Annotated in this window: 6 protein-coding genes, 1 tRNA gene and 1 pseudogene; 5 read left to right on the top strand and 3 right to left on the bottom strand. The window is 38.0% G+C overall.

Going from position 1 to position 9,494, the window contains the following annotated elements; translation table 11 throughout:
- Positions 1–324: 324 nt before the first annotated feature.
- The 3 genes from AB1397_03780 to nuoL all read right to left on the bottom strand — a co-directional run bounded on the left by AB1397_03780 (position 325) and on the right by nuoL (position 4,324).
- On the bottom strand, positions 325–2,115 hold the full coding sequence (locus AB1397_03780; GenBank protein MEW6482102.1) for a PASTA domain-containing protein: 1,791 nt from the start codon (positions 2,113–2,115) through the stop codon (positions 325–327).
- Between the two features lie 98 nt (positions 2,116–2,213).
- Positions 2,214–2,522, bottom strand: a complete 309-nt coding sequence (locus AB1397_03775) for a hypothetical protein (GenBank protein MEW6482101.1) — start codon at positions 2,520–2,522, stop codon at positions 2,214–2,216.
- Positions 2,522–4,324: an NADH-quinone oxidoreductase subunit L gene (nuoL, locus tag AB1397_03770; protein MEW6482100.1), complete on the bottom strand. Its 1,803-nt coding sequence runs from the start codon at positions 4,322–4,324 to the stop codon at positions 2,522–2,524. Before nuoL ends, AB1397_03775 begins: the two co-directional genes overlap by 1 nt.
- Before the next feature lie 108 nt (positions 4,325–4,432).
- Between nuoL and AB1397_03765 the strand changes: the two genes are divergently transcribed.
- The 5 genes and pseudogenes from AB1397_03765 to AB1397_03745 all read left to right on the top strand — a co-directional run bounded on the left by AB1397_03765 (position 4,433) and on the right by AB1397_03745 (position 9,128).
- Positions 4,433–6,457, top strand: a complete 2,025-nt coding sequence (locus tag AB1397_03765) for a polyribonucleotide nucleotidyltransferase (GenBank protein MEW6482099.1) — start codon at positions 4,433–4,435, stop codon at positions 6,455–6,457.
- An 11-nt stretch (positions 6,458–6,468) separates the two neighbouring features.
- Positions 6,469–7,734, top strand: coding sequence for a pitrilysin family protein (locus AB1397_03760; GenBank protein MEW6482098.1), 1,266 nt, complete (start codon positions 6,469–6,471; stop codon positions 7,732–7,734).
- A gap of 28 nt (positions 7,735–7,762) precedes the next feature.
- Positions 7,763–8,149, top strand: a pseudogene (locus AB1397_03755) (divergent PAP2 family protein).
- Complete coding sequence (locus tag AB1397_03750; GenBank protein ID MEW6482097.1) at positions 8,146–9,045, top strand: histone deacetylase; 900 nt, start codon at positions 8,146–8,148, stop codon at positions 9,043–9,045. The pseudogene AB1397_03755 and the gene AB1397_03750 overlap by 4 nt, the downstream one beginning before the upstream one ends.
- Before the next feature lies 1 nt (position 9,046).
- Positions 9,047–9,128 (top strand) — tRNA-Leu (locus tag AB1397_03745).
- The last annotated feature ends 366 nt before the right edge of the window (positions 9,129–9,494 follow it).

The following is a 9,494-nucleotide window of genomic DNA, read 5'->3' as shown; positions in this document are numbered from 1 at the left end:
CTCTTAACCAAATTACCATAGCCGTTGTTTAGCTGTCCTATATACCTAGGCACAAAGGGACAAAGGCACAAAGAAAGCAAGTAATAAATAAACTCTCTCGTCTTTGTGCCTCTCTGCCTCTGTGCCTATTTCCCATTTTATTCTCACCTAGCTAAACACATACGAATTTTGTAATGTTGAATTTTGAATTAAAAGGGGAAAAATTTTATAAAACTTAACCTTTTTCAATCCAAAATTTAGAATTCAAAATTTCTTAAATAAACACAACCCCCTATCTATTTTTGCACTAAGTGATGGAAGATACTATAAATTGCACTCCTTTTTCTATTGCTTTGGTATAAGATCAGGACTGGGTGGAAGATCAGGGATTCTCTCTGTCCTTTGTCTTTTATTTCCTGCATTATCTTCTACCTCAATCCTTATGGGAATAATTGCTGGAGCATGTTTAGCTATAATAATGGTTTTTTGGTAAGTTCCCCTTGTCCAAACACTTATTTCCTTTCTCTCTTCTTGAATACCTTCTGTTACAGGAATGCTCTCTCCATCAATCTTTACATTCTTTATTCCCGATTCCTTGTCCTCTACCACTACCCTTATTATACTTCCCTTTACAATCTTAACACTTACAATCTTGGGAGGAAGGGAGTCATAATAGGGTGTCTCAATTGCCAGAGAAGCCTTATCTCCACCCTCAAACCAGGCAGAAACATTTATTTTATTTACACCCATGCTCATTACCGGTGGCTTAAAGTTTAAGGTATATGGTGGGTTGTCAAATCTGGTTAGCCTTTCCATAACAGAAAGAAATAAAGGGGATAATCCAGGGGTTGTGGGTGTTATATTAAGTATGAGATAGGGAATCTCTGAGACAAATAAACCAGGAATACTAAATAGATACCCAATGGTTGGAATTGGGGGTTTTACAGCAAGGGGAGAAATTGCTGTCCATACCTGGACAAAGCTTCCTAAGTCTGCCTCGCTGTCTGCACTTGGGTTCTGATCTACAATCCTTCCTTCCGCAATCATTGCGCTTTCCTTCTTTAAGATTATCTCAGAAAGCTTTAAGCCTATTCCTTCAAGCATAGCCTTTGCCTCCTCAATGCTTCTTCCTATAAGGTCTGGGACAATAACCTTGGGAGGAGGCCCACTTGAGATCAAAAGATCAACCGGGCTTTCCTTTTTGACCTCTGTTCCTGGATTTGGTCTTTGCCTTAAAACCTCATCCTTTGGTTTTGTGCTTGTTTGTTCAATAACCATACCAAGGGTAAGCCCTGCCTCCATTATTGCCTTTTTTGCATCAGCCCTTTGCATTCCAATAAGATCTGGAACAATACAGGGAGGGATTTCCAAGGCTATAACAAGATTGACGGATGTATTAGCCAAAACCTCACTTCCTCCAACGGGATATTGAGAAAGCACCTCATCTTTTGGTTTATCGCTCTCCTCTGCCCTTATTTCGCCTACCTTCAAACCAGCAGCAATAATATCGTTTTTTGCCTCATCAAGCATTTTTCCCATAAGATTAGGGACAGTTTTCATCTCTAGTGTTTTAATGGTAATATCTCCCTCTAATGAAACACTTGCCTCCTCATTCTCATTAACCGGTTTTTCTCCCTCTTTATCAGAATAGATATAGCCCCTTCCCTCCTTAAATCCACATCGTGTTTTTCCCTCCCAATCAACCAGGAGCCATACGGTTGTTCCACGAAGTCCCATAACCGCGGTGGGTGTATAGAATTTTGCCTCACTATCCTTTGTCTTTAGCCTCTCAAACCTTGCCTTTATCCCTCCCATCCAGAGCTTAAACCCTGACTTTCTGGTAAGCCCCTTTTCCAAAAGCTCTGTAATATCCATAATGGAATTCTCAGACATATTGATGGTTGAACCATCCGAGAGCTTAAGCTCTGCTTTGGAAGAGAATTTTGTCCTTATCCTATCTCCCATTGTAAGCTTTTGATAAAGCTTTGCCTTTTCCCAATCCTTTTTTCCTGAAAGCAAGGTTTCAACCTCGCCCTCAATATAGGAGATGGTTATCTCTCCCTTTTTCTCTCTTATCTCTGCCCATAGATATGGGCAAAGAAACCCTACACACAAAACAACTAACCACTTCTTCATCTTTTTCCTCCCTAATTTTTAATTAAATATAATCATCCATCCAAAAAATGTCAATTTATTTTTGATTTGATGTTATCAAATTTGACTTGAGAAAGAATTCATCCAATAACATCTATAATCCTCCCCCTTATTCCATTAGACACCATTTCTTCCTTTTTTTCCTCCTTTTCTTGCCTCTTTCTCCTTTTCTTTACAAACCCTCTTGTTGTCCTTTTTTCCTCTATCTTTATTCCCTGCCCACCTTTTTCAAGGGATTGGATGCCTGTTTCTTCCTCATGTATCTTTGTTTTATCAACCGATATTTGATGTTCCTGATGAACAATGGGTTGTTGCTGATGTAATTGTTGCTGGTAGCCCGATTGAACCTGTTGGGCTATGGTTATCTGAATATCTGCTGGCCCTGGCATTAGAGGAAGAAGAAAATAAGAAAAATTATTCCCAAAGAGGCAAATAAAATATAGCTTTGGATAAGGCCTGTTTGGATGAACCTTAATATCCTTCCCGAGCCTATTGTCAAAAATCCTGTTGCATTTGTCATCCCATCTATAATGTATAGGTCAAACCATCCGCTCAATGTAGATATAGCCTTGGTTAAAGCAATGATGCTCTTTCTATATATCTCATCAACCCAATATTTGTTGGTCAATAAATTTGAAATCATTGAAAACCTTTGGGTTATTTCTCGATTAGAAACAAGCTTTTTTCCATAAATGGCCCAGGAGATAAATATTCCAAAAAAAGCAAAGGCAACAGAAATAATGGTAATTAGCATGCTAGTTTCGCTATGATGACTGCCTTCGATGAATGAAGAAAATTTCTTTTCAAAAAAGCCTGATATAACAGAAAGAATAGCAAGAATTATCATTGGAATGGTCATTGTTAAAGGGGATTCATGTGAATGCCCTTTTTCGCTTCCACAAAAGACAACAAAGAATAGCCTGAATGTATAAAGGGAGGTCAGAAATACCGTGAATATTGCAAGGCTAAATAGAAAAAAGCTTTTCTCATAGACAACAGATAAAATCATCTCCTTAGAGAAAAATCCAGAGAGGGGTGGAATTCCAGAAAGGGCTAAACCACCACATAGAAATGTTATCCCTGTAATGGGCATTTTCTTAAAAAGGCCTCCACTATCCCAGATATTATTGGAATGGATGCTATGAATCACAGAGCCTGCACATAAAAACAACAGGGCTTTGAAAAATGCATGGGTTGTAAGGTGAAATGTCCCTGCCGTATAGCCTCCACAGCCCAATGCAAGCATCATATAGCCCAATTGCGAGAGGGTTGAATAGGCGATAATACGCTTTATGTCATTTTGTGCTATAGCAATTGTGGCAGAGAATATAGCGGTAAAGCCTCCGATAATGGCAATAGTATCCATTGCAGAGCAAGAGAGGAAGAATATTCCAAATAGCCTTGCCACAAGGTATACACCAGCCGCAACCATGGTTGCGGCATGGATTAAGGCAGAAACAGGGGAAGGACCTTCCATTGCATCGGGAAGCCAAACATGCAAGGGGAATTGGGCGCTCTTTCCAATCGCACCACAGAAGACAAGAATGCAAATTAAGGTTAAAACAGGGGATGAAATAAGCCCCTTCCCAATAATGCTTGAAATTTCTTTGAAATCAAATGTGCCACAAAGCTTAAATATAAGGAGGATGCCGATAAGAAAGCCAACATCGCCTATTCTGGTTGTAATAAATGCCTTTTTTCCTGCGCTTGCGGCAGATTCTTTATGATACCAGAATCCAATGAGCAAATAAGAACAGACACCAACCAGCTCCCAGGAGATAAACATCTGGACAAAGTTATTGGATAAAACAAGAAGAAGCATTGAAAAGGAAAATAAGGAAAGAAAGGCATAATACCTTGAAAATCCGGGGTCTCCCTGCATATACCCCCTTGAATATATTTGAATAAGGAGGCTTACCAAAGAGACAACAATAAGTATTATAATGGAAAGAGGGTCTATAATTGCACCTAAAGAGACTTGGGTTTCTCCGGTTATAAACCAGGGGAGTGTAAGGTTTATCGGGCTTGGGTTGTTAAAGAATAAAAGGGCAATCTTGCAAGATAGACAAAGGGAAGAAAATATAGCAAGGATTGAGATGTATGAGCTTAATCTTTTAAAACGAAGGGTGATTAAAGAAATAATGGCAAAAGAAAAGAAAGGAAAGAGAAGAATAAGATAAACTAAATTCATTGCTTTATCTTACAAAAGATAACCTATTTTGGTCAAGAAATTTATTTTCTACATAACACAAAAAAATAGACAAAAGTTATCTTATAGGCTATACTATATAAATAAGAAGTGAAATCTATAGAGTATGAGCTAGGAGGAAGAAGGCTTACCATTGAGGTAAATAAGCTGGCAAAGGCCGCAGATGGTTCATGCGTTGTAACCTATGGCGATACGGTTATCCTTGTTACAACAACCATAAGCAAGGAGGGAAGTGGCTCTGATTATTTTCCTTTGGTTGTTGATTATAGGGATAAGTATTATGCGGCAGGAAGATTCCCTGGGGGGTTTATAAAAAGGGAGGGTGCACCAAGGCCAGAAGAAATCCTTTCAGCAAGGCTTATTGATAGGTCAATTAGGCCCTTGTTTGATAATGATATCAGAAATGAGCTTTATATCTATGCCACTGTCTTATCAATAGATGGCGAAAATGACCCAGATATACTAGGCATCCTTGGCACATCCTCTTGCTTAATGGCAGGCTCTTTTCCCTTTGATAAGGGTCCTGTTGCCGCGGTAAGGATTGGAAAGATAAAAGATAGGCTTATACTTAACCCTACATTTGAGGAGAGAAAAGAGGGTAAATTTGATGTTGTTATTGCAGGTTGTAAGGATAAAATTACTATGATTGAGGCTGGTTGCAAGATAGTCCCTGAGGAAGAAATATTAGAGGCTATTGAGTTTGGAAAGGGCTATATAAATACCCTCATTGACCTCCAAAAGGAATTAAAAGAAAAGGAGAAGATAACCATTATAAAGGAGATTCATAGGGAAGAAGTAGAAAAAAAGATAAGGGAGCTTTATTACGAAAGAATAAAGGATAAGGCTATAGATATAGATAAGATATGGGATGAAATAGGTCCCTCCTTGGAAAATGGGACAAAAAAGGAGGTAAAATATTTCTTTGAGAAGATAGAGAAGGAAATAATAAGAAAGAAAATTATTGATGAGGGAATAAGGGAGGATGGAAGAAGGCTAGATGAGATAAGAGACATAGCTTGCGAGGTTTCTGTATTGAAAAGGACGCATGGTTCAGCCATATTTACCAGGGGAAAAACCCAGGCTATGGCAATAACAACGCTTGGAACCACGGAGGATGAGCAAATAATAGATGAGATAGAGGGAAAGTGGTTCAAGAAATTTATGCTTCATTATAATTTCCCACCCTATTCTACAGGTGAAGCAAAGCAAATGAGAGCACCTGGAAGAAGGGAGATTGGACATGGTGCATTGGCAGAAAAAGCCCTTTTGCCTGTTATTGCAAATGACAATTCTTTTCCATATACCATTAGGGTTGTCTCTGAGATATTGGAATCAAATGGCTCTACATCTATGGCATCTGTCTGCTCTGGCTCCCTTTCCCTTATGGATGCAGGCGTTCCAATCTTAGACCCTGTTTCTGGAATAGCCATAGGTCTTATAGAAGAGGATGGAAAAAGGGCTATATTTTCAGATATAACAGGCCTGGAAGACCATATAGGGGATATGGATTTTAAAACAGCAGGAACAAAGGATGGACTAACCGCCATTCAGATGGATACAAAGCTTTCAGGTATAACCCTAGAAACTATAAAGGAAATTTTTGAGCAAGCAAAGAAAGGAAGGCTCTTTATTTTGGATAAGATGAATAGCGTCCTATCAAAGCCCTCTCCTAAGATTTCTCAATACGCACCAAAGGTTGTGATTATAAATATAAGGCAGGATAAAATTAAAGACCTAATAGGCCCTTCGGGAAAAAATATCAAAAAGATAATCGAGGTTACCCAAGCAAAGATTAAGGTAGAAGACGATGGCAAGGTTTCTATCTTTCATCCTGAACAAGAAAAGCTAAATGAAGCCCTTGATATGGTAAGGTATTTTACCGAAGAAGTAGAGGTTGGAAAGGTTTATAAAGGAAAGGTAATGAGGGTGGTTAACTTTGGTGCATTTGTTGAGATTTTGCCAGGTCAAGAAGGGCTTGTCCACATCTCTGAGCTGGAACATTATAGGGTAAAGGAAGTTAAGGATGTTGTAAAGGAAGGCGATGAGATAAGCGTTAAGGTTATAAACATTGATAATCAGGGAAGGATAAATCTTTCCAAGAAACAAGCAATATAATAAGAGCAACCATGACCGAAAACTACCAAAAATTTACCTTTGAAAATGAAATAACCTTTATTTGTGAAAGCGTTCCCTATGTAGAATCAGCCACAATAGGTGTATGGGTAAGCACAGGCTCGGTTTTTGAGGAAGAAAAAGAAAATGGAATCTCTCATTTTATTGAACACCTTCTCTTTAAAGGGACAAAAAAAAGGTCTGCAAGGGAAATCTCAGAAACCATTGAGGGATTAGGTGGAGAGCTAAATGGATTTACTGGAAAGGAATATTCCTGTTATTATGCAAAGCTTCCCTCTAAGCATATTGAAAAAGCTATTGAGCTTCTTTCTGATATTATAAACAATTCGCTCCTTAAAAAAGAAGATATAGAGATGGAAAGGAATGTTATTTTAGAAGAAATTGCAAGGTATGAAGATACGCCAGAGGATGAGATTCACGATTTACTAATCAAAGGAAGCTTTTCAGGTCATCCCTTAGGAAGACCAGTTATTGGAAAAAGAGAGACCCTTTCTTTAATGGATAGGGAGGGAATTTTAGAATTTTACCAGAGGTTTTATACCCCAAAAAGAATGCTCATTGCTATTTCTGGAAATGTCAATTTTGAAAAGGCAAGGGAATTTGTCTTCAGATATTTTTCAAAAGGAAAAGATAGGGATTCAGAAAAACAAATTCCCATCCCTACTATTCAATCCTCTATAATCAATAAGGAAAAGGATACAGAACAGGTTCATTTCTGCATAGGAACAAGGGGGCTTCCGCTCACAGATGAAAAAAGGTTTGTTTTAAGTATTCTTAACACAATATTGGGTGGTGGTATGAGCTCAAGGCTATTCTACGAGATACGAGAAAAAAGGGGTCTTGCTTATGCTATTTATTCCTATCCCCAATCATTCAGGGATTGTGGGCTTTTCGCTGTATATTGTGGGGCATCAAAGGCTAATTACAAGAAGGCAATTTCCCTTATTATGGATGAATTCAAAAAGATAAAGGTAGAAGAGGTAAAAGAAAAAGAGCTTAATAAGGTAAAGGAGCAAATAAAAGGGGCTTTTCTTTTAAGCTTAGAGAATACAGCAAATAGGATGGAAAGATTGGCAAAGCAGGAGGCATATTTTAAGAGGCAATTTAGCATAGATGAAATTATTAAAATGATTGATGAGGTATCTTCAAAAGACATTTTAGATTTGGCAAATAGCATCTTTTTACCATCGCAATATTCCTTTGCATTTATTGGTCCTATAAAAAAGAAAGAACTCTCATTAGTTGTAAACATTTTTTGAGGTTGTCTCCCTTCCCTTTTTTTTAGCACCATTTTTATCCTGGATAATCGCCCAGGTAATAAAATCCTTTATTTATACGATAAAGCATCACAAATTTAATGCAAGAACCCTATTTAGAACAGGTGGCATGCCAAGCAGCCATTCAGGAGGAAGCGTTGCCTTAACAGTGGCAATTGGAAGAACAGAGGGATGGACATCTTCTTTATTTATCATAGCCCTGGTTTTTACATTTATCATTATGAATGATGCGGCATCGGTAAGGAGGTCATCTGGACAACAGGCAAGGATTTTAAATAAAATGATTGAGGATGGAAGGATAGATATGGAAAGGGTAAAGGAGTTTTTAGGTCATAGCCCAATTGAGGTTATTGCTGGCGGAATTCTTGGCATAATTGTTGCTATAATTTTAACATGAAGATTGTCTATTCCCCACATTATTATGCGAATATAGGAAGCCATGTTTTTCCTATGGAGAAATATAGGCTTGTGGTAGAAAAGCTTATAGAGAATGGGATAATTCTAAAGAGGGATATAGTTCCACCACCACCCGCAGATATTGAAACCCTTCTTCTTGTGCATAGTCCATCATATATAGATAAGTTAAAGAGGGGAGCATTGTCTCATCAAGAGGAATCTATCCTTGAACTTCCATATTCAAGGGAGCTTTTTAGTGCATTTCAATATGCCTGCGCTGGAACATTACTTGCGGGAAGGCATGCTTTAGAGCAAAGGATTGGAATAAATATTGGTGGGGGATTTCACCATGCATTTCCTGACCATGGCGAGGGATTTTGTATGCTAAATGATATTGCTGTTTGTATAAAGGCTTTAAAAGAGGAAAAAAAGATAAAACAAGCCCTTGTTTTTGATTGTGACCTCCATCAGGGGAATGGAACAGCCGCCATATTTGCAAAGGAAAGATGGTCTATTTTTACATATTCTATACATCAGGATAAGATTTATCCTTTAATTAAACAAAGAAGTAGTTTAGATGTAGCCCTTCCAAATGGAACATCTGATGAAGAATATCTTTCCATTATAAGCTCTGATCTTCCTCAGATAATTGAGAGGTTTTGTCCAGATTTTATTATATATGTAGCGGGAGCAGACCCATATTATGATGACCAGTTGGGTGCTTTAAAGCTTACAATGGATGGTTTGATAAAAAGGGATGAGATAGTATTAGAAAATGCGAAAAAAAGAAATATTCCCATTGTAATTGTTCTGGCTGGAGGTTATGCCCATAAGCTTGAAGATACGGTCTTAATTCACTATAATACTATAAAGAAAGCGATTGAGATATTTAGCTAAAGCCGGGATGGTGGAATTGGCAGACACGTACGTTTGAGGGGCGTATGGGGAAACCTATGGGGGTTCAAGTCCCCCTCCCGGCAGAATGATAAAACTAAAGTTGATGATAAATAATGGCTAATAGAGAAACAAAAGAGAAAAGAAGGGGACTTGAAGCCAGCCGAACGCCGACCTTATGGGAGGATAAAGTGAGGCTGGCCGCGAACGAGAGATTTTGTTAGGCGAAGAAGGAGCAAAGCGACTGATGAGCCTTAGAAAATCCGAAGTTCACAAGTCCCCCTCCCGTCATAAAAAACACCTACTCTTTTATATCAAGGAATATGTATGTGTTTAGCTGTTTTAAAATTTATTCACCTTTTAAGAAATTTTGAATTCTAAATTTTGAATTTTGGATTGAAGGTTTAAGTTTTATAAAATTTTTTCCCTTTTAATTCAAAATTCAACATTCA

It is taken from the genome of bacterium (assembly GCA_040756715.1).
In the GTDB taxonomy this organism is placed as follows: domain Bacteria; phylum UBA9089; class UBA9088; order UBA9088; family UBA9088; genus JBFLYE01.
Note: the sequence above shows the minus strand (reverse complement) of the source record. Positions and strands in the feature narration are given on the sequence as shown.

What these genes read in the sequence shown, in the direction of transcription:
- AB1397_03775 (MEW6482101.1), bottom strand. Translation starts at nt 2,522, where the DNA reads ATGCCAGGGCCAGCAGATATTCAGATAACCATAGCCCAACAGGTTCAA.
- AB1397_03750 (MEW6482097.1), top strand. Translation starts at nt 8,146, where the DNA reads ATGAAGATTGTCTATTCCCCACATTATTATGCGAATATAGGAAGCCAT.
- AB1397_03760 (MEW6482098.1), top strand. Translation starts at nt 6,469, where the DNA reads ATGACCGAAAACTACCAAAAATTTACCTTTGAAAATGAAATAACCTTT.
- AB1397_03780 (MEW6482102.1), bottom strand. Translation starts at nt 2,115, where the DNA reads ATGAAGAAGTGGTTAGTTGTTTTGTGTGTAGGGTTTCTTTGCCCATAT.
- nuoL (MEW6482100.1), bottom strand. Translation starts at nt 4,324, where the DNA reads ATGAATTTAGTTTATCTTATTCTTCTCTTTCCTTTCTTTTCTTTTGCC.